The organism is Geofilum rubicundum JCM 15548, from assembly GCF_000974365.1.
Lineage (GTDB): Bacteria > Bacteroidota > Bacteroidia > Bacteroidales > Marinilabiliaceae > Geofilum > Geofilum rubicundum.
In genome coordinates this window covers 1-23603 of record NZ_BAZW01000023.1, presented here as the reverse complement: position 1 = coordinate 23603, position 23603 = coordinate 1, and the positions used below count along the sequence as shown (strand labels likewise).

Annotated in this window: 23 protein-coding genes; 15 read left to right on the top strand and 8 right to left on the bottom strand. The window is 39.6% G+C overall.

Annotated features, from left to right (window positions below):
• Positions 1-28 precede the first annotated feature (28 nt).
• The 15 genes from pseC (at position 29) to JCM15548_RS11275 (ending at position 15779) form a co-directional block, all read left to right on the top strand.
• Complete coding sequence (pseC, locus tag JCM15548_RS11345; protein WP_227625725.1) at positions 29-1180, top strand: UDP-4-amino-4,6-dideoxy-N-acetyl-beta-L-altrosamine transaminase; 1152 nt, start codon at positions 29-31, stop codon at positions 1178-1180.
• On the top strand, positions 1173-1862 hold the full coding sequence (gene pseF / locus JCM15548_RS11340; protein WP_062125423.1) for a pseudaminic acid cytidylyltransferase: 690 nt from the start codon (positions 1173-1175) through the stop codon (positions 1860-1862). Before pseC ends, pseF begins: the two co-directional genes overlap by 8 nt.
• Positions 1855-2841 (top strand): UDP-2,4-diacetamido-2,4,6-trideoxy-beta-L-altropyranose hydrolase, encoded by a 987-nt coding sequence (gene pseG, locus JCM15548_RS11335; protein WP_062125421.1) that lies wholly within the window; start codon positions 1855-1857, stop codon positions 2839-2841. Before pseF ends, pseG begins: the two co-directional genes overlap by 8 nt.
• Entirely contained in the window at positions 2838-3263 is a 426-nt protein-coding gene (locus JCM15548_RS11330; RefSeq protein ID WP_062125419.1) for a GNAT family N-acetyltransferase, read from the top strand. The genes pseG and JCM15548_RS11330 overlap by 4 nt, the downstream gene beginning before the upstream one ends.
• Before the next feature lie 29 nt (positions 3264-3292).
• Positions 3293-4324 carry a pseudaminic acid synthase gene (pseI, locus tag JCM15548_RS11325; protein ID WP_062125417.1) on the top strand — a complete coding sequence of 344 codons (1032 nt, stop codon included), beginning with the start codon at positions 3293-3295 and terminating at the stop codon, positions 4322-4324.
• 157 nt (positions 4325-4481) lie between these two features.
• On the top strand, positions 4482-5660 hold the full coding sequence (locus JCM15548_RS11320; protein ID WP_062125415.1) for a GmrSD restriction endonuclease domain-containing protein: 1179 nt from the start codon (positions 4482-4484) through the stop codon (positions 5658-5660).
• 46 nt (positions 5661-5706) lie between these two features.
• Positions 5707-6222, top strand: coding sequence for a hypothetical protein (locus JCM15548_RS11315; RefSeq protein WP_227625724.1), 516 nt, complete (start codon positions 5707-5709; stop codon positions 6220-6222).
• A gap of 290 nt (positions 6223-6512) precedes the next feature.
• Positions 6513-7865 carry a hypothetical protein gene (locus JCM15548_RS11310; RefSeq protein ID WP_062125412.1) on the top strand — a complete coding sequence of 451 codons (1353 nt, stop codon included), beginning with the start codon at positions 6513-6515 and terminating at the stop codon, positions 7863-7865.
• A complete protein-coding gene (locus JCM15548_RS11305; protein ID WP_062125410.1) occupies positions 7862-8770 on the top strand; it encodes an alpha-1,2-fucosyltransferase in 909 nt (302 codons plus the stop codon). Before JCM15548_RS11310 ends, JCM15548_RS11305 begins: the two co-directional genes overlap by 4 nt.
• A 2-nt stretch (positions 8771-8772) precedes the next feature.
• Complete coding sequence (locus JCM15548_RS11300; RefSeq protein WP_062125408.1) at positions 8773-9951, top strand: glycosyltransferase; 1179 nt, start codon at positions 8773-8775, stop codon at positions 9949-9951.
• A gap of 61 nt (positions 9952-10012) precedes the next feature.
• Positions 10013-11065 carry a UDP-N-acetyl-D-mannosamine dehydrogenase gene (gene wecC, locus JCM15548_RS11295; protein ID WP_083985098.1) on the top strand — a complete coding sequence of 351 codons (1053 nt, stop codon included), beginning with the start codon at positions 10013-10015 and terminating at the stop codon, positions 11063-11065.
• 166 nt (positions 11066-11231) lie between these two features.
• On the top strand, positions 11232-12239 hold the full coding sequence (locus tag JCM15548_RS11290; protein WP_062125406.1) for a glycosyltransferase family 2 protein: 1008 nt from the start codon (positions 11232-11234) through the stop codon (positions 12237-12239).
• Positions 12240-12253: 14 nt separating this feature from the next.
• Positions 12254-13417 carry a glycosyltransferase family 4 protein gene (locus JCM15548_RS11285; RefSeq protein WP_062125404.1) on the top strand — a complete coding sequence of 388 codons (1164 nt, stop codon included), beginning with the start codon at positions 12254-12256 and terminating at the stop codon, positions 13415-13417.
• Complete coding sequence (locus tag JCM15548_RS11280; RefSeq protein WP_062125402.1) at positions 13414-14739, top strand: O-antigen ligase family protein; 1326 nt, start codon at positions 13414-13416, stop codon at positions 14737-14739. The genes JCM15548_RS11285 and JCM15548_RS11280 overlap by 4 nt, the downstream gene beginning before the upstream one ends.
• A complete protein-coding gene (locus JCM15548_RS11275; protein WP_062125400.1) occupies positions 14736-15779 on the top strand; it encodes a glycosyltransferase family 4 protein in 1044 nt (347 codons plus the stop codon). The genes JCM15548_RS11280 and JCM15548_RS11275 overlap by 4 nt, the downstream gene beginning before the upstream one ends.
• Before the next feature lie 167 nt (positions 15780-15946).
• Here the strand turns inward: JCM15548_RS11275 and JCM15548_RS11270 are convergent, their stop codons facing one another.
• The 8 genes from JCM15548_RS11270 to JCM15548_RS11235 all read right to left on the bottom strand — a co-directional run.
• On the bottom strand, positions 15947-16270 hold the full coding sequence (locus tag JCM15548_RS11270) for a helix-turn-helix domain-containing protein (RefSeq protein WP_062125398.1): 324 nt from the start codon (positions 16268-16270) through the stop codon (positions 15947-15949).
• A gap of 276 nt (positions 16271-16546) precedes the next feature.
• Positions 16547-17455 (bottom strand): response regulator, encoded by a 909-nt coding sequence (locus tag JCM15548_RS11265; protein WP_062125396.1) that lies wholly within the window; start codon positions 17453-17455, stop codon positions 16547-16549.
• Positions 17430-18236: a sensor histidine kinase gene (locus JCM15548_RS11260; protein ID WP_062125394.1), complete on the bottom strand. Its 807-nt coding sequence runs from the start codon at positions 18234-18236 to the stop codon at positions 17430-17432. The genes JCM15548_RS11265 and JCM15548_RS11260 overlap by 26 nt, the downstream gene beginning before the upstream one ends.
• Positions 18237-18513: 277 nt before the next feature.
• Positions 18514-19596, bottom strand: coding sequence for a hypothetical protein (locus tag JCM15548_RS11255; protein ID WP_062125392.1), 1083 nt, complete (start codon positions 19594-19596; stop codon positions 18514-18516).
• A gap of 2 nt (positions 19597-19598) precedes the next feature.
• Complete coding sequence (locus tag JCM15548_RS11250) at positions 19599-20786, bottom strand: hypothetical protein (protein ID WP_157482680.1); 1188 nt, start codon at positions 20784-20786, stop codon at positions 19599-19601.
• An 11-nt stretch (positions 20787-20797) separates the two neighbouring features.
• The gene (locus JCM15548_RS11245) at positions 20798-22882 is read right to left on the bottom strand and encodes a toxin VasX (protein ID WP_062125388.1); all 2085 of its coding nucleotides are present in this window, start codon (positions 22880-22882) and stop codon (positions 20798-20800) included.
• A complete protein-coding gene (locus JCM15548_RS11240; protein WP_062125386.1) occupies positions 22875-23342 on the bottom strand; it encodes a hypothetical protein in 468 nt (155 codons plus the stop codon). The genes JCM15548_RS11245 and JCM15548_RS11240 overlap by 8 nt, the downstream gene beginning before the upstream one ends.
• The coding region (locus JCM15548_RS11235; RefSeq protein ID WP_173427659.1) for a PAAR domain-containing protein at positions 23333-23603 on the bottom strand (271 nt) is incomplete at its 5' end. The genes JCM15548_RS11235 and JCM15548_RS11240, both read right to left, overlap by 10 nt.

The window sequence follows — 23603 nt, the reverse complement described above, 5'->3', positions numbered from 1 at the left end:
CCAAGTACATTACCAATTTAAAATGCATATGAAGGCAATACCTTACGGACGACAAGCTATTACCCAGGAGGATATTGGAGCGGTAGTTAATGTTTTAAAGTCAGATTACTTAACGCAAGGACCAGCAGTCTCTGAATTCGAAATTGCTTTTGCTAAATACATAGGCGTAAAATACGCCATAGCGGTAGCCAATGGAACTGCAGCTCTTCACCTTTGTACTCTTGCATTAAATGTGAAGCCGGGCGATAAAGTAATAACTACACCAATTACATTTGCTGCGTCTGCTAATTGTGTGCGCTATGCCGGAGGAGAGGTTGTATTTGCAGATATTGACCCTGAAACATATCTATTGGACATCAAAGGAGTTGAAAAATTACTCCAATCACACCCAACAGGCACCTTTAAAGGCATTATTCCTGTTGACTTTGCTGGCAGAGCCGTCGATTTAGAAGCCTTTCATAAACTTGCCAAAGAATACGATTGTTGGATTATTGAAGATGCCTGTCATGCTCCTGGAGGTTACTTTTCAGATAGTGCTGGAGAAAATCAAATATGTGGAAATGGACTATATGCGGATTTAGCCATTTTCTCATTCCATCCTGTAAAGCACATCGCATCCGGTGAAGGTGGAATGATTACTACAAACAATGAAGAATTGTATAAAAAGCTCCTGCTCTTGCGAACACATGGTATAACCAAGGATGCAAACCTGTTAATTCAACACCATGGGGGGTGGTACTATGAAATGCAAGAACTAGGGTTCAATTACAGATTATCAGATATACAGGCTGCGTTAGGAAATAGTCAATTAAAAAGAGCCGATGAAGGATTAGAAAGGCGAAAGGAAATTGCTAAAAAATACAATAGAGCCTTTGAAAATATCCAGTTTATTCATGGCCAGTCAGGAGTTGTAGATGGTCATGCATATCATCTTTACATAATAGAAGTTGACAACAGGTTGGGTTTGTATAATTACTTACGCGAAAACAATATTTTTTCACAAGTACATTACATACCAGTCCACTTAATGCCATATTATGAACAATTTGGGTGGAAAGAAGGTGATTGCCCGATGGCTGAAAGGTATTACGAGCGATGCCTAAGTTTACCTATGTTTCCGACCTTAACGAATGCAGAGCAAGATTATGTGATAGGCACCATAAAAAGCTACTATGAGTAATTTGGCTATTATCCCTGCAAGAGGCGGAAGCAAGCGAATTCCGAGAAAAAACATCAAAGAATTCCTGGGGAAACCAATCATTGCCTACTCAATAAAAGCAGCAATAGAAAGCGGATTGTTTGACGAAGTGATGGTCTCAACAGATGATGAAGAGATAAGAAATATATCCATAAAATACGGCGCCAAAGTGCCCTTCTTAAGAACTAATAAGAACTCAGACGATTATGCCACTCTCGCTGATGTAGCGAATGAAGTCATAAATAATTACAAACTCCAGGGTGTCTATTTTGAAAACGTCTGCTGCATTTTACCAACTGCCCCCCTAATCAAGCCACATAGTATTATTAAAGGATATTTTAAATTACAAGAAGGATCATTCAATTCTGTTTGTCCAGTCGTCAAATTCACGTATCCGATATTACGTGCTTTAGAAATTAGCGTGGATGGTAAATTAAAAATGGTATGGCCAGAACATATTAAAACTAGGAGCCAGGATCTCAAAACTGCTTATCATGATTCGGGATCATTCTATTGGATAAAAACTGAAGCGCTTAAAAAAGAGGGTACATTTTTTTGTAACCAAGGAACTGCTATCATTTTGAACGAATCAGAAGTTCAAGATATAGACACAATGGATGATTGGCGTATAGCAGAGTTAAAATATCACATTACTCATGGCTAAAGGCACCATAATCTTTCGAGCTGACGGTGGTGCAAACCTGGGGATGGGGCATTTCATAAGATCATTGGCTTTGGCAGAGATGTTAAATCAGGCTTTCAATTGTATATTTGCTACACGTAATCCTTCAGAATATCAACTTAAAGAAATAAGCTCGGTTTGTCACAAGTACATTAATCTATCTAATGATGACGAACACTACTTGCAATTTCTAAACATACTAACAGGAAATGAAATTGTTGTCTTAGATAACTATTTCTTTTCAACCGACTATCAACGTGCAATCCGTGCCAAAGGATGCAAGTTGGTTTGCATAGATGACCTGAATGAAATTCACTTCGTCGCAGATATGATCATTAATCATTCCATTGGTGCTGATCCAAGTGTTTATTCAAAGGAAACTTACACTAAAGTATTAACAGGATTAGATTTCGCATTGCTACGCCAGCCATATTTTCAAGATGATGCGTCATTTGACGAAAAAAAGTATGGCGCAGTAATTATTATGGGGGGCACTGATCCACTAGACCTTTCTTCAAAAACCTTACACATACTAAATCAAATCAAATTTCCAAAACCAATTGTAGTCGTCGGTAAAGTAAACTCAACCTTTCATGGCAATAATAGCATAAATGTGAGTCATTTTGAACACCTATCTTCTTTTCAGATTTTATCACTCATGCGAACTTCTGAATTTGGTCTATTACCTGCTAGCACAGTTTCTATTGAAGCATGTGCAGCAAGACTGCCATTTATTTGCGGTTATTTTGTAGAAAACCAAAAAAAAAATTACGACAGCATAAAAGAACAAGAACTTGCTATCTGCATAGGAGATTGGACAAAAATTGGAAGCCTCAGCCTATGTGCTGCTATCAAGAAAATTACCACACCCGATACCATTCGTAGAGTTACTAAAAATCAAGTGAAAATGCTAGACAGAAAATCAAATATAAGATTAGTAAATGCTTTTCTTGAGCTATGAAAATTGAAATTCGAAATATTATTGAACCAGATTGTGAAGTCATTTTCGAATGGAGCAATGACCCCGAAACGAGGCACTATTCCTTTATTTCAGAACCAATAACATGGGAAGAACATTTACAGTGGTTTTACAAAAAGCTATCAGACAAAAACTGTTATTGGTATCATTTCTCATCAGAACAGACCCCAATAGGACACGTGCGAATTGAAAAAAATGATGTGGTAATTATAAGCATAACAATATCTCCTTCATTCAGAAAAAAAGGCTTGGGCAGTTCAATAATCGAAGCTGGATGCCATAACTTCTGGAAATCAAACAACAACGATATAATTGCTTACATAAAAAAATGCAATATCGGCTCCATAAAATCATTTGAAAGGGCGGGTTTTAAAAAAGTTTTCAGAAACCCTAATAAAAAATGAACCTTGTGTAGTATATAAATCAATTAAAAATGAAAATAGGCTCTTTTGACATCGACGAAAAAACACTTATTATTGCCGAGCTATCCGCTAATCACGGACAAGACATCGCTATTGCCACCGAGACAATACGTGCTGCAAAAAGAGCAGGAGCTGACGCCATAAAACTCCAGACATACACGCCCGATACAATGACAATTGAGTGCGACAACATTTACTTCAAAGAAGTATTGAAAGGCTCTATATGGGAAGGGCGCACCCTTTATGACTTATACAACGAGGCATACACGCCTTGGGATTGGCATCAAAGATTATTTGATGTAGCAAGAGAAGAAGGCCTAATATGCTTTTCTACACCTTTTGACAAAACTTCAGTCGATTTTTTGGAGCAATTTAACCCACCTGCATATAAAATTGCGTCCTTTGAAATACAGGATATCCCGCTAATAGAATACACTGCATCTAAAGGGCGGCCAATGATTATTTCCACTGGCATTGCAGAGTTTGAGGATATTGATCTTGCAGTAAAAACATGTAGAGAGACTGGCAATAACAATATAGTTTTGCTTAAATGTACATCTTCGTATCCTGCTCCTATAGAAGAGGCTAATCTGACGACTATCCCAAACATGAAAAAGAAGTTTAGAGTTGAAGTCGGAATATCAGATCACACATTAGGCACAATTGCACCCATAGTCGCGGTCTCCCTGGGTGCAAGAGTTATTGAAAAACACTTCATCCTCGATAAAACAATAGGAGGGCCAGATGTATCCTTTTCACTGAGTGAAAAGGAGTTTTCTGAAATGGTAACCGCTGTTAGAGTGGCAGAGCAGGCCACAGGAAATGTCACTTATAGATTAAGCGAAAAAGCGAAGCAAAGTAAGAAATTTGCTCGATCCATCTTTGTAGTTAAGAACCTAAAAAAAGGAGACGTTATAACAGAAGATGCTGTTAAGTCAATACGACCAAACTTCGGCCTACATCCTAAGTACTTACCAGACATCATTGGAAAAAAAGTAAATAAGACCATCCAAAAGGGAACCCCATTTTCGCTAGATACATAATGTCTGATCAATCAAACAAACTCCCATCCAGTTGATAAACAGGATTGTATTTTACACGAAAGATCTAACATCCACACAATAGTTAGAAATGCAAAACGAAAACGTATGAAGGAACTTAAAAAAATAGATCTCGAACAACTAACAGCTAGCCGAAATCATGAATAACAAGGTATATTATGGTGAATACACTCTAAAACACTGGATTACTCTAATTCTCAACAAGAATTTAAAGCTACCTGACTATCAACGCTTTTTTGTATGGAATGAAAAGAAGGTTAAGACCCTAATTGAAACCTTAAAAGGCAAGCAATTTGTGCCACCAGTAACAATTGGAGCCTTTAAGTTAGGGTCGACTAATCAAAACCTCATTTTGGATGGGCAGCAAAGATTAACGAGCATATTACTAGCGCATCTAGGGTTGTATCCAGATAAGCAAAAATACAAAAGTACAATAGATCTATTTGCTAATGAGAGGGATGACATGGAAGAAGAGGAAGATAATTTACTACTGGATAATATTCTAGAATGGAATTTTTCTAATTTGACACAAAAGGGGAATAACAAAGAAGCTATACTTAATAGGATTATAGAAGGGAATTACAAGGTTATTGACCTACAGATTGATGAATGTTTTCTGAATTCAACTTACCTAGGTTTTTCCTATCTTGTTCCGCAGGTCACATCAGAGAAAGAACAACAAAAATACTATTCATCGGTTTTTAGAAATATAAATATTCAAGGTGAACCGTTATTACCACAAGAAAGCAGGGAATCATTATATTTCTTAGATCAAGATCTAGTTGGCTTCTTTTCGCCCAAATTCTGTGAGAGAATTGTGATAAAAACAATCAATACTCAGGCAAAAGCGGATTTTGTTAGATACCTGTCCCTTTTAGCTCATTATCACAAAAGCGGAAATTTCAGTAAGGTCGCAAGAGGTTACAAACCGAAAATGGAAAAATACTATGAAGAATATATCTACAATTCTATCAATGACATTGACTCCGAAACCTTTGGGAAATTTTCAGATTTAATACCCAACAAAACTTTTGACAGAGAATACTCACAATTAGAACAAACAATAGCACAATTAGGATTATACAAGGAATATCCTTCAATCATAGATCTGGATATTTATCTCTTCGGTCTTATTTACAACATAGTATATAAAAAAAAGCCAATTGATCTAACTAAAGCAAAAGAATTGAAAGCTACACTTGAACGTAAAATAGCTAAACTGAAAGCTAATGAATCACATAAAAAAAGTCCAAATAATTTAGGCCATCTTAGAATTCGCATTGAGTCATCTATATTAGTATATAACAGGCATTTATAAATTGAACCATAACAGCTTCATTTTAAATCCGATTACATCCATTTTATTGGATGCAACGTCAGTAAGTTCTGGTATAGGATCAGGTATCGAAACCTTTCCAGTATTAGACTATGTTTTACAGTCGGTATTTTTAAAAATGACAGGTGCCCAAGAGCAGAAACTAAAATGTATTTGTTGGGAGTTAGCAACAAATGATTATGAATATAGATACCATAGATTTACAAAAAAGCAACTAGGAGAATGTTCACATTATTCAGAAAAAAAAGAAATCTATAAGGACCTAATAATCCAGATAAAGAAACACAATTCATCCTTCTCTGTCCTCAGCTTAGAAGAGAGAAACAAGTTACTAAAAGAACTCAATAACTCAATAGTGGCTATTTTTTTTGAATCAAACTTAAAAACATTGGCACAAAAAAAATTCAACGACTACCAAGCAATTTGGAGTAACATCTCGAATGTTCATTTTGCCTGTGACTCTAATAATTTGTTTTCAGACAAAAACAGCTATTCCCTTAAGGCATATATGAAAATCATTTATATAGACAGCGAAACAGTATAGCCCATAACACAATTTCTTATCAGCAAAACCTACCAACATTAAAAAACCTGGTTGATAAGCGTTATGAATTTGAAAATTATTTTGTGTTTTTTTCAATACTAGCCTTAATTGATGCAATTTTTATTGAGTTATATAAAAAATACTTACACGCCTTAGAAAATATATGAGACGAATAATGAAACCTATGGAGAGCATTAGACAATCAATCTCGCTCGAGAATACTATATTGACCGTGAAAGCATTACAATACAACAGCTGCTCACTTAAATCTCACTAACATATCCTTTCAAATGTCCTTGTCAGCTAAAAAGCAAGTCTTTTTTAATAAAGTTATCTCACCTGAAAGTTTCAATTTTTGCAACTACAACATATTAACAACCTCCCTAGAAGGGTTCTATCATGAATACACTTTTAACAACCTTAACTTTACGTCTTTATTAAAATTAATTGTTAAAAGCATTGTCAAGCCAGCTAAAAAAGTGAAATCTAACGATTTTAATATAGACAAAAGCATAATATTAATTGGGGGCAACTTAAGGGTGATGAAAGACCAAAACACCAACTTTTACTATTCAATTTATTTTGAAAATATCATTAATCACATTGGAAAAGAAAATGTTGTTTTTCTAACGAATAACAAATCTGATTTTCTTAACCTTAAGGAATCCAATTTAAATTGTTTAAGATATGATGATTACTTTAGTACGCCTAAACTAAACGTTAAAGACATCCTCCTCTTCACTAAACTGTTATTCACATATAGAAACATAAAAGCAAAAAACAAATTTAACAAAAATGAATTAAACTGGATAAACAGTTCATTGTATTTGTTCTATTGTGATTACTTAGCATCAAAAGAAATGATAAAAGGGATTAGTATTAAAAAATATTACACAATATCAGCCTTTTATCAAAGTGGAATAATTTTCACTTTAAAGAAAAATCAGATTCCAATTTATGAATTTCAGAATGGACTCATTTTTAATTCACATTACTGCTTAATATACCCACCAATTGTAAATATGGTGCGAACAAAGCTTTTAACTGCAGACGTATTCTATGCAGTAAGCAATTTTTGGAGAGAAATTGTTGCTAGCGGAGCGGAATTCCGTGAAGACCAGATAAAAACAATCGGATTCTTTCAATATTTTCCTAAAAATAATCTTACACAAAACACCTTGAAAACCACTATCCTATTTGTATCCATCGCGATTGACAAACAGAAACAAGCGGCACAAATAAGCTGGATAAAAAAGAACCACCCACTTATTAAATCACACAACATTCATATTTGCTACAAGCCACATCCAGGCTGGGAATACTCAAAAGAAGCAAAAACAATCCTTTATTCCAATATAGGATATTTTGAAATAAGCGAAAACAACATTTACTCCCTTATACAAAACTGCGACTATGTAATTAGTCCATACTCCTCTGTTTTGTTTGAAGCTTTGTTTTTTAACAAAAAATCATTTTCTGTGAAAATAAGTGATGATCTTTCGCAAAATGCACTAAAAATTGCGAGCCTAAGCAACAATTTAATTGGCACAATTTCAAACATTGAGGAAATATTCATCACCAAGGATAAATCGAACCACAAGCGACTGGAATTCTACTCAGATTTTAACCCCCTTGTATTATGATAATTACAAGACTTATGGGAGGACTTGGAAATCAAATGTTCCAATATGCATTTGGATTGTCCACCTCAAAAAGGAATAACACAAAACTCAAAATTGACACTACCCTTCTAAAACCTGCCAATAATCAAGGCTCAAATCAAGTAAGTAGAAATTTTGAACTTGATGCCTTTAAAATTGATTTGCAATTTGCAACCAATTTTGAGATAGAACTATATAATGGTAGCGCTAAGAACCGTTTTGTTTTACGCCGTCTATTCTTTTTGGTTTTAAGAAAGGTCTTAAAGAAAAAGCTATACATTCAACCCAATCATGATTTTGATCCCAACCAACTAAAAATTCGAAATAACACCTGCATTGTTGGTCGGTGGCAAAGTGAAATCTACTTTAGAGATGTTGAGTCAGATATCCGTGAACACTTTAAGTTTAAAAAGGACTTATCCGAATCCTATGAAGAATATTTGACCAAGATATTACAATCAGAAAACTCTACTTCTGTTCATATCAGAAGAACAGATTATGTAAACCACCCAGAATATTCTCAAAAAATTGGCGCGCTTACAGAATCCTATTATTTAAACGCTATTTCATTATTAAATAAACAAGTTGATTATCCCACTCTCTTTATTTTTTCAGACGATATTGAGTACACAAAAACAATATTTGCAAATATGAAAATTAGTAATGAATGTATATTCATTGATCCAAAGGTCCCAAACCCACATGATGAACTTCGACTAATGACAAATTGTAAACACCATATTATCTCAAATTCCACATTCGCATGGTGGGGAGCTTGGTTAGCAAACAAACAGGAGGGGGCAAAAACAATCGCACCAAAATCTTGGGCTAGATCGAGCAAATATAAACCACCTTACATTCAATGTAAAAGCTGGATACTCTTATAATTATGAAATTAGGATACTTTACCCACACAGATGTTAGTCCATCAGAAACCTTTATTTTTGACTTAATAAAGAGCCTTAATAACGAAAAGGATATTGACCTAACTGTATATGGTGGCAAAAAGAAGCACAGTATTGAAGGAATTAAGAACCTAAATGTGGTTTCAACCGGCTTTGCACAAAAGGGTTTAAGAATTTCCTACAAACTATATAAGCTAGGACAAATTATTGGAGGCAAGGGGTATGTTTTAAAAAATTGGTATCAGCAAAGGATGGCTGACCAAGCCCTCAATCTATCCATCCCTCCAGATAAAAAGCCTGATGTTGCATATATCGATTATGGAACCTCGGCAGTTTTAACTTATAGGTTCCTAAAGCATAAAAACATTCCATTTATTGTCCATGTTCACGGTTATGATATTACTTCAGCTCTAAATGATCCAGTCTACAAACTAGAGTTAAAGAAGGTTTTTGCTTCTGCATCATTTATGGTTGCTGCAAGTAATTATATTAAGCGTCTTCTAATTATGGAGGGTTGTCCCAAAGAAAAAATCTCAGTAATTAGATATGGAATCGGAACTCATCAAATCAAGCCTCTCCCATGGAAAGAAAGATTAAAAACCCCACCTTCAATACTTTTCCTTGGAAGACTTACTCAAAAGAAACACCCAATTGCTTTACTCCATGCCTTTAGTATTGTCAAAGGAAGAATACCTGACGCGAGGCTAACAATTATTGGAGGTGGCGAGCTCGAAATGGAAGTAAAAGAAACAATAAAAAAATTGAATCTTCAAAATCACGTTCACCTGCATGGAGTGCTCAGCCGTGAAAAATCTTTTCCAATTCTAAATCGACATTGGATTTATGCTCAACATAGTGTGACAGCAAAATCGGGTGACCAAGAAGGGTTTGCAATAAGTTTAGCAGAGGCTGCGCTACATGAAATACCAGTTGTTTCGACTTTTCATAATGGAATACCAGAAAACGTAATTGATGGAGAAACTGGCCTACTTGTTAAAGAATTTGATTTTGAAGCTATGGCTGAAAAAATTATCTATTTAATAGAAAATCCAGAAATTGCGGAACAGATGGGAAAAGCGGGAAGAAAGCACATTCTTAATCTTTGTGAACCTGAACTACGAATAAGTAAAATAAAAGAACTTCTCTACAAATCCTGCCAATAATTTTGTCGCAAAAATGCTTGGCAAGGAGTTCGATAATTATACTCAAAAATCAATTTCTTCTATGGTCACCATTTTAGGCCTTGGGTACATAGGCTTACCAACTGCAGCACTTATTGCCAATCGAAAAATCAGAGTAAACGGCTTTGATGTTAATCAAGAGGTTACCCACACCATTGCCAAAGGGGAAGTGCACATTGTTGAACCAGGCTTAAAAGAACTCGTGCAATCGGCAGTTGCTTCAGGTCATCTAAGTGCATCAACTGAACTGCAAGCAGCAGACGTTTACCTTGTTGTAGTTCCTACGCCTTTTAAACAGGATAAGCAGCCCGACACCTCATTTGTAGAAGCAGCCATACGCAGCATCATCCCCATGCTTAAGAAAAATGATTTGGTTATTATAGAATCCACATCTCCGGTTCTGACTACAGAAAAAATGGCTCAAATCATCTTTTCAGAAAGACCTGATCTAAAGAATAGGATAAACATTGCTTACTGCCCGGAACGGGTTCTCCCGGGTAATGCCTTGGAAGAGATGGTTAACAACGACCGGGTTATTGGAGGTATAGACGAACAGAGCACGACAAAAGCCATAGAATTCTACAGCCTTTTTGTGAAAGGCAAGTTGCATCCAACGAATGCCAGAACTGCAGAAATGTGTAAGCTGGTTGAAAATGCATCCAGAGATGTGCAAATTGCTTTTGCCAACGAGCTGTCAATAATTTGCGACAAGGCCCACATCAATGTTTGGGAGCTAATAGATTTGGCCAATAAACATCCAAGAGTTAATATTCTTCAACCCGGCTGCGGTGTCGGCGGGCACTGCATTGCTGTCGACCCATGGTTTCTGGTTGCCGACTACCCGGAACAAGCTCATGTTATTAGACAGGCCAGACAAATAAACGACTTTAAGGCCCAATGGAGCGTACAGAAAATTTTAGATGCTGCGCATCAATTTGAAATTGACAATAAACGACCTCCCATCATTGCCTGTATGGGTCTGGCCTTTAAACCAGACATTGACGATTTGCGCGAATCCCCTGCCAAGGCCATTACTTCCCAAATTGTAGCAGAATCAAGAGGCGAATGGACTAGACACAGCCATATACCTGTATAAAGCATACTTTCCTAATGGATATAAACCATCACCAAAACAGGAACACTCAACACAAACTTACCTGTTCCTATTTAAGGCACTGGGATTTAACTATACTGAAAGATTTAAGCAAGCCCTTGAACGATTTTCTGCACAATTACGCTAAGCACAAAAACAGAAAAGTCAAATGATTCCCCCCCCAGTCGTTTCAATAATAATTCCCAATTTCAATAAAGCCACGTTCATAGCAGAATCAATTCGTTCTGTTTTAGAACAAGATTTTAAAGATTGGGAAGCCATAATTGTTGACGATGGTTCTACAGATAATTCTGTTGAAATTATTAACAAATTGGTCAGTAATGATTCAAGATTGAAGCTTTTCCAAAGAAATCGTTCCCCTAAAGGAGGATCAACTTGTCGCAACATCGGGATTGAAAATGCAAGAGGGGCATATTTGTTTTTCTTTGATTCCGACGACCTTATGACAAAGGATTGCATTGGAGAAAGGATAAACCTAATTCAGGCTAATCCCACTTTGGACTTTGCAGTATTCCCCGTTGGCACTTTTTATAAAGCGATTGGTGATAGCACAATGGTATGGCGTACAAAAAAAGGAGACCATCTTAAACAATTTTTAAGACATGACCTGCCTTGGCATACAATGTCACCATTATGGCGCACCTCCTTTGTAAAAAACACCTTGCATGGTTTCGATGAATCATTTCCGCGCTTACAAGATGTGGAGTTCCATACTCGGGCTATGCTACAAAAAGGGCTGGCATATAAAATAGTCAACAACACCAGTCCAAAGTGTTTCTATCGCATAGATCATGAAAGGACGAAGCAAAGTCAGGCTCAAGGACTACAAACAATGTATCAAGGGGTAAAACAATACATAAGTAGTTTTGACAAACAAATACGGAATCCAACACTTAAACGAAATCTAAGAGGAACTTTGTTTAGTTACCTGACACAAGTAAACTACTCATTATCAAACAAATCAATTCAAAAGAAAGAGTGCGATCAAATAATTGCATCTATCACGGAATTTACAGAGTCTTGCCCTATCTTCACCAAATCATCAAGGAAATTACTGAATTGGTACAATAATATGTATGCTCTGGGGTTTTATAACATTAAAGGCTTCAACTACTTATACAAAAAGATTTTTCAGTTAAAATTTAAATTACATTAGAAGCCTGCTATTAAATGAATAAGAAGCTTATAATTGCTCTGCTAACGGATGGAATTTACCCTCTCCAACTTGGAGGAATGCAGAAGCACAGCTATTTTCTATCAAAGTATCTTTCACAAAACAATGCAATAATACACCTATATATACCTCAAGTAACTACAATACAAGAGGTCGCAAACACTTCTAATCTAAATTTGGAGAACGATTGTATCAAAATAAACCTAGTCCCCCTCCCTAGTGTTAGAAAATTTCCGGGACATTACCTCTTTGAGTCATATTTATATTCAAAAAATGTTTATAACATTTTAAACAACAACACTCAACCTGACTTAATTTACATACAAGGATTTTCTGGATGGCATCTCCTTAACCGAGGTACAGAGCCTAATTGGAAAAGCATTCCGACAATAATAAACTTCCATGGCTATAACATGTTTCAGCTTGCCCCAAACATTAAGTCACACTTTTCTTATTACTTTTTTAGACAAGCTGTTTTACAAAACATCAAAAAGTCTGAATATGTTATATCATTGGGGGGCAAAATAACTTCAATTCTACAAGCTATTGGCGTTTCAAAGAAAATTAGAGAAATACCGATTGGGATTGAGAAGATATGGCTAAAGGATAGTGCATTATTACAACCAAATTTATCAATTTTAAATTTTGTCTTTATAGGCAGATATGAAAGACTCAAAGGAGTAGAGGAGCTTAATCAAGTTGTTTGCAACATAAAAGAAGATTTCCAACTACATTTTATCGGCCCGATACCAGAAAACAAGCAAATTAAGGGCTTGCCTAAAGTCAAGTATTACGGAGCCATTAACGACGAAAATCGAATCAAGGAAATTCTTAGAGGTTGCGATGTTTTAATTTGCCCCTCCTGGAGCGAAGGGATGCCTACCGTAATATTGGAAGCAATGGCCAGTGGATGTGCCATTATTGCCACGGATGTGGGGGCTGTAAGCGAACAAGTTGATGCTAGCAATGGCATTCTTATACAACCAGGAAATAAACCAGAACTTAAAGCAGCCATCGAACGAATGATTGCTTTGCCGGCTGAACAATTGCTCGAGATGAAAAAAGCATCGATAAAAAGAGTGGAGGAAAAGTTCTTATGGGATAAGGTGGCAGAGTTGACCATTTCTGAAATCAAAAAGATCATCGAAAACCGCTCATGATCCAACTACTGCGTACCGCCTTACTCGAGAAGCAAAACTATCTCATCCTTCTTTTCTGGGTAGCTTTGGGCATTTTCACAGGCCCTCTGGCTTATCTCGCAGTACCCTTGCACATGTACCTTTTACAACGTAAGGGAGAGTGGCTTTGGCTGCTGCTGGCTTTTTGGTTGATCTTGACTTTAAGCGACAGCCGACAGGCTGTTTTTGGTTTTGCACAAAGCCTGAAATCGATATTGATGTTGGCTTTGACTTTCTTCTACATGACCTTCCCAAAAAAAGAGGAAGGTTTTTCTTTTATTAAGCCCTTCATTGCTTTTTTCGTGCTGGCTTTCTATTCTTTATTGGAAAACCCGCTCATGTTTTATGGCTTTCAAAAGACACTTTCGTACGTTCTTTTGCTGTTATTAGTCCCCGGGGTAGTTTTCCTCTTGCTGAAATATGAGCGGGAACGCTTTCTTTTTCATTTGTGTTTGTTGGGGGCCGCCATTTTGGCCTTGGGACTGGTCTTGCGTTTTGTAATGCCCGACTTTGTCATCTTTAAAGGCGAGCGATTTTCCGGTATGTTGGGCAACCCCAATGGCTTGGGGATATACAGCTTTGTATTTTTAATGCTCTTTACTTTTGTATCTGCTTTTCACAAAAAGCTGTTTACCAATTGGCAGAAGATTTTGGTCTATGTGCTGATTGGCTTATCTGCAGTGTTCGCGGGTTCACGGGGCGGTATTTTTTCTTCCTTGCTGTTCATTTTGGGCTGGTTCCTGCTTAGGCGCGATGCCATATTGGGCTTTATTACCATGGCGGTGGTCTTTGCTTCCTACCAACTGGTAATGGCCAATTTTGTGGAAATTGTGACCTACCTTAACTTGGAGGACTACTTTCGACTGGAGACTTTAGAAACCGGGTCGGGACGCGTGGTGGTGGCTGAGGTGGCGTGGCGACACATTCATGAAAATTACTGGTTCAGCAAAGGGTTTACCTACAACGAGACGGTGTTGGCACAATATCAGGATTACTTTGAAAAGCACGGGCACCAGGGCAATGTGCACAACAGTTGGTTGACGATGTGGCTGGATACGGGACTGGTGGGACTGATACTATTTTCGTTTGGGTGGCTGGTGAATTTTATTAAGGCAGCGAAATACACCCCAATGGTATGGGCGGTTATGTTTGGTTTGTTGCTTTCTATTTCGGTAGAATCGTGGTTAACCGCTTCCTTAAATCCTTTTACCATTGTGTTGGTCATTATTCTCTCGATGCTGGCCAATCCTTATTTTTATCCTCAACTGTATCCGGCTGCGGATACCAGCCCTGTAACGCAATGACCATCCTCTTTTTATACACCGAGCTGGCCAGCTATTTTGTGGCGGGGGTCAGAGAACTTTGCCAGAGGGGTCACCGGGTGCACATTGTCCGCTGGCCGGTGAATAAGGAGGCGCCTTTTGAATTTGCGTTTCCGGATGCGGCCAGGGTGTACGAGCGCAGCAATTACAAGTCTGCCGAGTTGTTGCAATTGGCCAGGGATTTGAACCCTGATGTGGTGGTGGCCAGTGGTTGGGTGGATAAGGCTTATCTGAGGGTATGCCGGCACTTTAAAGGGAAGGTGCCTACAGTAATGAGTATGGACAATCATTGGCTGGGTGGTCCCAAGCAGCAATTGATGCGCGTTTTGGCGCCGTGGGTTTTGCACCGCAGCTTTTCGCACGCCTGGGTACCGGGCAGTCCTCAAAGGACTTATGCTTTAAATTTGGGCTTTAAAGCGGCGCGCATTCAAACGGGTTTCTACTCGGCCGATGTGCCGCTGTTTGCTCCGGAGGCAGTTTATCGTACGCAAGCCGGGGACTATCCCCGGCGTTTTGTGTATGTGGGGCGCTACATTAAGGCGAAGGGTCTGGATTTGCTGTTCCGGGCTTGGCTGGAACTGGTTCAGGAGGAGCAGCACGCTTGGGAGTTGTGGTGCGTGGGCACGGGCGATTTGTTTGAGCAACGGGTGCAGCACCCGAGCATTCAGCACCTGGGTTTTTTGCAGCCGGAACGGTTAAAGGAGGTGTTGCGCGAGACGGGCGTGTTTGTCCTCCCCAGTCGCTTCGAGCCCTGGGGCGTGGTGGTCCACGAAATGGCTGCTGCTGGTTTCCCCATGGTGGTATCGGATGCGGTGGGTGCGGCTACGCAGTTTCTGGCGGACGGCAAAAATGGCTACACTTTCAAAAACGAAGCTGTTTCGGAGCTTAAATCGTCTTTGAGGCGCATGATTACCTTACCGGACGAGGAGCTCAAAAAAATGGCAGCTGCCAGCCATCAGTTAGGTGTTTCTTACACGCCTGAGATGTGGGCGCAAAAAGTTGAGCAGTTTGGGGTTTTGTAGTGAGCTATCATATTTCACCTTTCTTCTTAAACAAATCCTGCATATCAACAGGTGGCAACAAGTATGGTCCAAATGGGGCTGAAGCCGTGAATGAGTTAATCGTACTTCTTAAGTAACCAATAACAATATTAACTGAAGAAAAGAATTTAAGATTGTTTAAAACATCTTCAGAAATATCTCTGTTGGATGGGATAGATAGCCTTTTCAACATTAAAAGACAATCCCAAAGCATCCTGCAATTTTGCCAGCTGGGTGAAGTTAATGAGCTTATCTCCATTATACAATTGGGACATAAACGATGCACTAACACCAATGCTTTCAGCTAATTCTTTCCTGCTCCAATTTCGCTGATTTCGCTCTTCATCGACTATTTCTAAAAAACGAAACATCAATACTCTAGCATCATTGTCGAACTTGTCCTTTTGAGAAAGGCTTTTGGAAAGGTTTCCAAATCCCTCTTTTATCTGTTCAATTTTCGATTTTGTAGACATAATTACCAACTTTATTAAGATTTGTTTACATCGCTGGTCTTACAGCATCCCAATAGAGAATACATAACTGCCGCATTTTCGGCCACCTCATGGTTGCCACAAAACATATACCCCTTTCTTCCGACGTTATGTATAGCTTTGCATAACGTAGGACGCAAAAATTACTTGTTTGCCGGTTCGCATGAGGCAAACTGCTCCTTTTGCCCGTATCGCTTTGGAAACCTTTGGAGTGGCAGCCCAAGGTGGTTGGTGACTTGCTAAGGTTTTCTGGAGCGGTCAATTATCTTTTACCTGCTCATCAATAATCTTCTTCAACTCATTTAAAGGCAAAGGAGAGTTTATCAACCTTTCAATTTCAGGATTGGAAAGAAATACTATTTTACAAATGTCAGAAGAGGTTCTAACTGCCTCAATATACGTTGTTCTTGCAATATAACCGGTTGTAATAAGAAACCCGAGATTAGAAAGCCCATTGGTATTTTTAAGTTTCGTGAAAAACTGTATAAAATCATTCTTTCCAACGGATTCATTTTGCTTATTTTTGCACTCTACCAGTATGTAAGGAGAAAATTTTGAAAAAAAGAAATCATTTAATTCATTCCTTAAAACTAAATCAACCTCATTTTGGCTTTTATCAAGAATCCTTTTATTTATATTCACAAAGCCCATATTGCTAAATAGTAAAGCTGCGAATTGTTCAAAAACAATCCCCTTTTGATAAGTGTCCTTTTCGTTTTTAGCATTGGCATAAAAACTTGTTAAAGCTTTTGCTGTTTCTGATGGATTATCAGATTGTACTTCTTCATATTTGGAGATAGCAAGAAGTATTTCGTTCAAAAATTGGTTATATTCTTTTTTCTCAATCAGACCTATAACCTTACCAGTCAAGAGAATATCCTTAATTTGAGTTATATATTCCTGAGTATAAGCGGAAACAATGATTATTCTTGCAAAGGGATTGACTTTAAGTATTTTATTAATTATAAAGAATCCATCAATCTTATAATTATCCATTCTTAAATCAACAATGGCAACATTGAAGAAGACATTCTCTATAGAAGATAAAATCTCGCTTTCCTCACTTGCAACATAACAATCAAGATAGACTTTTTCTTTCTTAATAGACTTGGCAAGACTCTCTGCTTGTATGCGTTCATCATCAATTACTAATACTGACTTTATCATCTTTAATAGGTATTTCTATTTTAATTGCAGTTTTAAAATTACGAAAAGAATCTAACAAATAAATCCTTCCATTCATTTTTTCTAAAGAATACTTTGCATGGTATAAACCAATTCCACTACCATTTGTAGTGGTAAAATACATTTCAAATATCTTGTTTTTATTTATCTCTGCAATTCCACATCCATTATCACAAACAACAATTTCAAGAATCTCCTTATGGATATTGCATTGAATAAATATTTGTGGATTATCGAATTCTTGTTCAAGTGCTTTTATAGAATTAAGCATTAAGTTATTTATTACCTGTAGGATATTATGAAAAGGCTGATTGATGGTTGTTTTATCCTCTTTATCGAGTTCTATTTGATAATCAATTTTCTTTTTTCGTAATTCAGACCTATTTATCAGCTCAGCTGCTTTAAACAATTCCATTAATTGAAACTCTCGTTTGGCTGAATTGGGAACTAAATTTGAAAAATTATTCAGTGATTGTCTAATACTATTTAAGCAGGTTTTAATTGTGTCAATTTCCTCAATAGAAACGTGATTATGATCTAAACTAGAAACGATACTATCCATATTTTGAATAGCATTCTTCACGTCATGACTGGTGAAATTGGTTAAATATTCCACGTGTTTCTCAAAGGCTGAATACATCAAATCCTTTTGTCGCTCAATCTTAACCAATTTATCATTTAAGTTCTCTAATTTTCTCCTGAGAACTTCTGGATTAGTGCGAGTTTTTTTTTGAAATGTCTTGTTTTTTCTTGGTTTGCTCATGCTAAATATTAGTTGGATTCAAATGTAGCATTTTTTTCTAAAAGTTACCCATCTCCTTCACCTTCCAGTATAACAATCATGACCTTAACCTAATGCAAAATTGACGAATTAATAAGATTCAAATTTTCAACCAAAACAACCATTTTCTTCGGTCAAACTAAATTTGAAGATTTATAATACCCCTGGCAAGCTACGGAATCTAAGTGGGGGATATGGTTACTGTATCGTCGTCGGCGGAGATGATGGACATTTCGGTTTATTAGGCTCAATATGAAGATTAATACACTTGCAGCTCAGTGGCTCCTTCGGGGAGGTAGAGTAAAAAGTTATGATTTACATCAAAGGGATCTTCTTGTAAGCTGGTATTGTATTCAACAGTCCTTAAGGCACCTTTCTTGTTTTCACGCCCTCGCAATTGCACCAATTTACCATCCTTATAAAGCGCCAATTCATAATACGCTAGCGGGTAAACGACCTTATCAGGGTGATTGGGCGCATAAATGGTTAAATCTCGCTTGATATTGCTTAGCATGCGCTCTGCGGAAGCGATATAATTGGTTTCGTACTCACGTATTACCTTACCTGCTGACTGCTTCACAATCTCGGTAACATCACAATTAATAAAGTTCTGGCGCAACTGCTCGTACTTCTTCAATACTTGCTCCTCCAAATTGGGCAAGGTACGCAAATCGGTGGCCCTGGCCAGCCGCTCGCTGTAATCCCAGGGCACCTGGGCCTGAAAGGTGATGGTGGTATCCCAATATACCGTGAGCCAATCCTGGGCATAGGCAGGCACTTTAATAGAGTCCGTTAAATACTGCGGCTGACTTTCACGCTGACGAATATCCGGGGCATAGCCTACGCGCAGAAAAAGGTTTGTACTATACTCTAACCCTCTTTCATCAAAAACTCTAATCTTTAACTGCTGGGGACCACTTTTCTCTATTAATGGATTAATTAAATCAATACGATAGTCAGTGAAAGGATTCGTATATGCATACGAAAACGGAATCCCATTTAATTCTAAAAGCGTTTTCACTATACCGGAACCAAGTATCTCCACCCAATATACGGGCTGGTCTTCATAATCATCCACTTCCTGGGCAATTTCAGAGATCAGGCCATCCAGCTTTTTCAAACTGGCCTTGTACTGCTGTTGCTTTTCAGGCCCATCGCCAACCACCACCACATTGGTATCGGGCAAGCCATTCACCCCCTTTAAGGGTACAACTTCTGTAAAGTGGCCTTCCACTTTTGGGCGTTCTCCCCTATAGACCTGAGCTTTTTTATTCCCTGGCTGTTGACAGGCCATTAAAACAACCATAATCATCCATGTCCAAATAAGTTTCTTTGCCATCATGTTCATTTTGATTTTAAAAAATTGGTAAGAAACCGTTCGGTCTCCGGATTAACTTCGTCATTCGACCTTTTGATGGTGCTTATGCGCCCGGGTTGTAAGCCGGTTTCAGCCATAAACTCATCCACACTCCAAATGGTTAAGGTCTTCCTTTTTTGATAGTCCTCAAACGCCTCCAGGGTATTCCCTCTATTTAAGAAATCAGTAGATAAATCTATATATTCCTTGCCTACAGAAGTTTTATACAAGTCATTTAGGTCGGCTTTCACCTCCCCACTTTCTTTTAACCTGGCCTTTACAACGTAGTATCTTGCTTGCTGATTACTCGCATTATTGGGCCAATACTGGCCCTGTCCTTCATTAAGTATTAAGCGGATGAAAAACCAGGCCTCGTCATAAAATCGCTCCTCCGGAACAGACCTAAGATCATAACCAACAGTAAATTGAAAACTATCCTTAAAAAACTTCACCTCTTCGTAGCCGACAAAAAAGACACACACGCCATTACCATGCTGCTTATCGGGCCGTACAGAAAGCAAGCCATACTCCACTGCTATGCTTGACGAGAATTGCAGAAACTGTCCTTCAAAATCTAAGTACCTCACCCTGTTTTCAAACTGCTTATCGGCTCCCCGCCTGCCATCATAAACCAAAACACCCTTTTGCTGATCCTCAGAATTGGCATTGATGACAAGCATGGGGTACAAACTTTCGAACTCCCGGATGGCCGCATCAAAATCGCGAAAATGAGCAAAGGTCTTGGATATGATCTCGTTTTTACTGGACTCAATTTCAGCCATAAGGGCCTCACAAGTCAGCTCGGCGTAGTTCAGCTTTAGGTCTTTTAGGCCATCCAGGTTAAACAGGTAATTGGCATAGAAAAGGACCTGAGGCGAATAAGCTGTTGATGCAGCCAGCCAGGCAAAGAAAATGGTCAGCGCAGCTAAAACCAAAATGGGCCATATAGCCAGGAGGACGGTTCCGGCGACACTTGCACCAGCCCCGCTGGCCATGATGGCACTCAGACTAATTGAAACGCCTTTTACGGTAAAGACCAGACTGGCGGCTGCGGCGGCTGCGGCGCCCATATAGGCAAAAGCTTGCATCTCGTTTTTCTCTAAAAAAGCCTGGCGCATATTAAAAATGGACTCTACTATGGTTAGGCAATCGCCTACGTACCCGATCCGTGTCACCAGTTTTTTGCTTACTGCACGACCAATAAGCCGTTTCGACAGTTCTTTGCGGGCATAAAGGTAGCTGGCCAGACTGTGGGTGACGGCGAAGGAGCTGCGCCAATGGCTACGGCTTTATGGGTTGCGCTGCGCCCATCATTTTCCTGGGTGGCTCTGATGCTGCTCACCAGGTTGAAAACGGCCAATCCCATACCCACTTCTTCGAGCTTGGCTTTTTGCAGCAATTCATCGACTTTTCGGATGGTGGCTGTGGCTCGTGGCGCAATTCTTATGTAGGGGATGCTTTCTCCGGAATCGAGCACCTCCAGTATGGTTCTGGAAATGATGTTCCGGTCGGTCAAAACTTTTGATTCACCCAAGGCTTTCATGCTGATTTCCTCGGCATAGGCCAGAATATCGTCGAGGGTGGCCAGGGCGGTTTTAAACTCAAAATCGCTCAGCTGAATGCTGTTCAGATACTTGGTGATGATTTTGATTTCCTTTTCGCCCTTGCAGTAGCCGATGTAGGTCTCGAGTATGCTCAGTATTTGATGAGCGCCTTCGGCGGTGCTCAGGATTTTTTCGCCCACATTTACGGGCCGCTCCATCAACTTGCTAAAGGGAGAATCCGCAGCCAGTTTTTGTTCAAAATACTGGGTCAGGTCGAGGCGCTTCTGATAAAACAGTACGATATCGGCGTCTCGTGCCCGGGGTTCGCGTGCCAGCAAAGTATCATGGGTAATCAGTTCACCCTTAAAGGCATGTAACCTGTCGGCATAGTCGGTAAACTCTGCCAGTAACAGGTGCTGATAGTAATCACTTTTAAGCATTTCTAACAGACTGCTGCGGGTGTTGTTGATGTTCACCCGCATGTGCTTACGCGCCCTGATTTGTAAAATCTGTTGAATGGCCTCCCAATCTACTTTTCCTTTTTGTTTATTGAGTTCATTGATGGCTTCGGCACTGCCCGCCTGGGTGTATTGCAGTCGTTCCAGTTCCAGTTGAATGGCGCTGAAGGTACTTGCTGCCAACAGATACTGCTTCTCGTAAGTTTCAAAATTGTGCTTTCCCTGCTTTTTAGCCTGGTACCGGGTCTTGGCTGTTTCAACTCCTGTTAAGGGATCTTTGAGCAAGGCGCTGAGCAGGTCACCAACGGGCACTCCGGTTTTGGGGTTTTGAATAAGGGCTTCGTGCAGGGCTTCGAGTTGGTACAGGTCGTGACAAATATCGTTGGCGGCTCCCAAGCGGTCGTGCATACATACAAAGGGATGGATGAGCGGGTCAACCTTGGGTTCTAGTCTTTCTTTATAAAGATCATTAAATCCCAGGGTGTCGGTGGTGTTGGGCAGATAGTGTTTGGGGATGTCGTCGCGACTGAATACGCCGGTTTGCGTGCCTTCCTGTTTCACCCACTTCTGTACATCAAAAAGCTGGAAGCCTTCTATCAATTCTTGCTTTCGCCCTTGGAGTAGGTCGGACAGTAAGGTCTCATCCCATCGAATCTCAAAAAACTCCATCCGGAGTTTTTTGGTTTCCGGATCCACAGGAATGCCTTTATAAGCCTTTTGATGACTTTCGGTTTCCTGAAATTGGGTTTCGCCTGCTTTGTTGTAGCGCTTCAGCTTGCACTGCACCTGTCCATTGCCCTGGGTTACTTCGTATTCGCGCAGCACTTTGTCCTCTTCGCTGAACATATAAATCCATCCGGGGCGCACGGGGGCAGCTGCAAACTGGTATTCGTACCTGCCTGCTGTTGAGGGTTCCTCCAATTCTTCCACCTCCAGCTTATCGGTTTCGGTTTCTTTCACTAAGTTGGTATAGGGCCTGTGATAATACGCTGCTACCCGGGTGGTGGAGGCTTGGTGAAAGCTACCCGGCAGTGCCTCCTTTTGTAAAGCTTCTTTGGTACTGTTGATTTCTGTTATACGGGGTTGCCCGTCAAAGGAGAGCCCCTCCACATTTGTATAAGCCTTTGGAAGGGGAAAAAACCGATGGGCCAATCCCTGAAAAGGATTTTTTCGAACCAGGGTGTACCTCAGTGGGTGTATTACGATGCTTTTTCGATAGACGGTTACCTCGGGCCGTTCGGTATCGTTTAGGGTGGCGGTACTACTCATAACGTACGGTAAAATAATAGTTTCCTAAATCCATTTCTTCGGAGCCGGTGACCTCTTCCGACTTTTTGGACATGTCGTCCTGCTTAAAGGCCCACTCTGCACTGGCCTTATGGTCGCTGACTTTACCCTCTGCTTCGGCAAGGAACAAGTCCTCTTCATCGGCCTTCTCTGCCTTTTGATACACGGCAAAAACAATGGTCTCTCCGTCGTCAATGCCCTTTACTTCGGTGGTCATCATCAACTTTTCCTCCAGCTGCGAATCGCGGGTGGCAGCTTCTTCGTAGGCCCACTTAAGATTAAAAAGGCAAGGGCTTTGCTCTGCCTCTTCGCGGGCGGCTTCTTCTTTAAGCTGCTGCTGATTTTGTTTGGCTTGTTTGAGCTCGCTGCTCTTGCCCTTAAGGGCTGCACCAACGTGATCGACAATTCGGATCTTTGGAAAGGGTATCCTTTTTATGGGCATGATGGTGGTAGCTTGGAGGTGGATCCGGAGCCTATAAGCACGTTGGGTTCTCCTGCCACAATACTCCCGCCGTGTGCGGTCATGCTGCCCATAGTGGCCACGGGTACGCCGTTGATCAGTACGGTGGGCTCACCTTGCACAATGGTGTCGGGGGGTCCGGCACATACACAAACATCGCCCATAAGGGCGGCTGGTTTTCCGTTAATAAGTACGTTGGGGGCTCCGGGACCGGCTACGGGTCCGCCTACATGAGGTACAAGG

Bases quoted from the DNA above. Each gene is read 5' to 3' on its own strand.
- JCM15548_RS11255 (WP_062125392.1), bottom strand. From the start codon at position 19,596: ATGATGGCAAAGAAACTTATTTGGACATGGATGATTATGGTTGTTTTA.
- JCM15548_RS11320 (WP_062125415.1), top strand. From the start codon at position 4,482: ATGAATAACAAGGTATATTATGGTGAATACACTCTAAAACACTGGATT.
- pseG (WP_062125421.1), top strand. From the start codon at position 1,855: ATGGCTAAAGGCACCATAATCTTTCGAGCTGACGGTGGTGCAAACCTG.
- JCM15548_RS11285 (WP_062125404.1), top strand. From the start codon at position 12,254: ATGAATAAGAAGCTTATAATTGCTCTGCTAACGGATGGAATTTACCCT.
- JCM15548_RS11310 (WP_062125412.1), top strand. From the start codon at position 6,513: ATGTCCTTGTCAGCTAAAAAGCAAGTCTTTTTTAATAAAGTTATCTCA.
- JCM15548_RS11305 (WP_062125410.1), top strand. From the start codon at position 7,862: ATGATAATTACAAGACTTATGGGAGGACTTGGAAATCAAATGTTCCAA.
- pseF (WP_062125423.1), top strand. From the start codon at position 1,173: ATGAGTAATTTGGCTATTATCCCTGCAAGAGGCGGAAGCAAGCGAATT.
- JCM15548_RS11265 (WP_062125396.1), bottom strand. From the start codon at position 17,455: ATGATAAAGTCAGTATTAGTAATTGATGATGAACGCATACAAGCAGAG.
- JCM15548_RS11270 (WP_062125398.1), bottom strand. From the start codon at position 16,270: ATGTCTACAAAATCGAAAATTGAACAGATAAAAGAGGGATTTGGAAAC.
- JCM15548_RS11260 (WP_062125394.1), bottom strand. From the start codon at position 18,236: ATGAGCAAACCAAGAAAAAACAAGACATTTCAAAAAAAAACTCGCACT.
- JCM15548_RS11300 (WP_062125408.1), top strand. From the start codon at position 8,773: ATGAAATTAGGATACTTTACCCACACAGATGTTAGTCCATCAGAAACC.
- JCM15548_RS11280 (WP_062125402.1), top strand. From the start codon at position 13,414: ATGATCCAACTACTGCGTACCGCCTTACTCGAGAAGCAAAACTATCTC.
- pseC (WP_227625725.1), top strand. From the start codon at position 29: ATGAAGGCAATACCTTACGGACGACAAGCTATTACCCAGGAGGATATT.
- wecC (WP_083985098.1), top strand. From the start codon at position 10,013: ATGGTCACCATTTTAGGCCTTGGGTACATAGGCTTACCAACTGCAGCA.
- JCM15548_RS11275 (WP_062125400.1), top strand. From the start codon at position 14,736: ATGACCATCCTCTTTTTATACACCGAGCTGGCCAGCTATTTTGTGGCG.
- JCM15548_RS11330 (WP_062125419.1), top strand. From the start codon at position 2,838: ATGAAAATTGAAATTCGAAATATTATTGAACCAGATTGTGAAGTCATT.
- JCM15548_RS11240 (WP_062125386.1), bottom strand. From the start codon at position 23,342: ATGCCCATAAAAAGGATACCCTTTCCAAAGATCCGAATTGTCGATCAC.
- JCM15548_RS11245 (WP_062125388.1), bottom strand. From the start codon at position 22,882: ATGAGTAGTACCGCCACCCTAAACGATACCGAACGGCCCGAGGTAACC.
- pseI (WP_062125417.1), top strand. From the start codon at position 3,293: ATGAAAATAGGCTCTTTTGACATCGACGAAAAAACACTTATTATTGCC.
- JCM15548_RS11290 (WP_062125406.1), top strand. From the start codon at position 11,232: ATGATTCCCCCCCCAGTCGTTTCAATAATAATTCCCAATTTCAATAAA.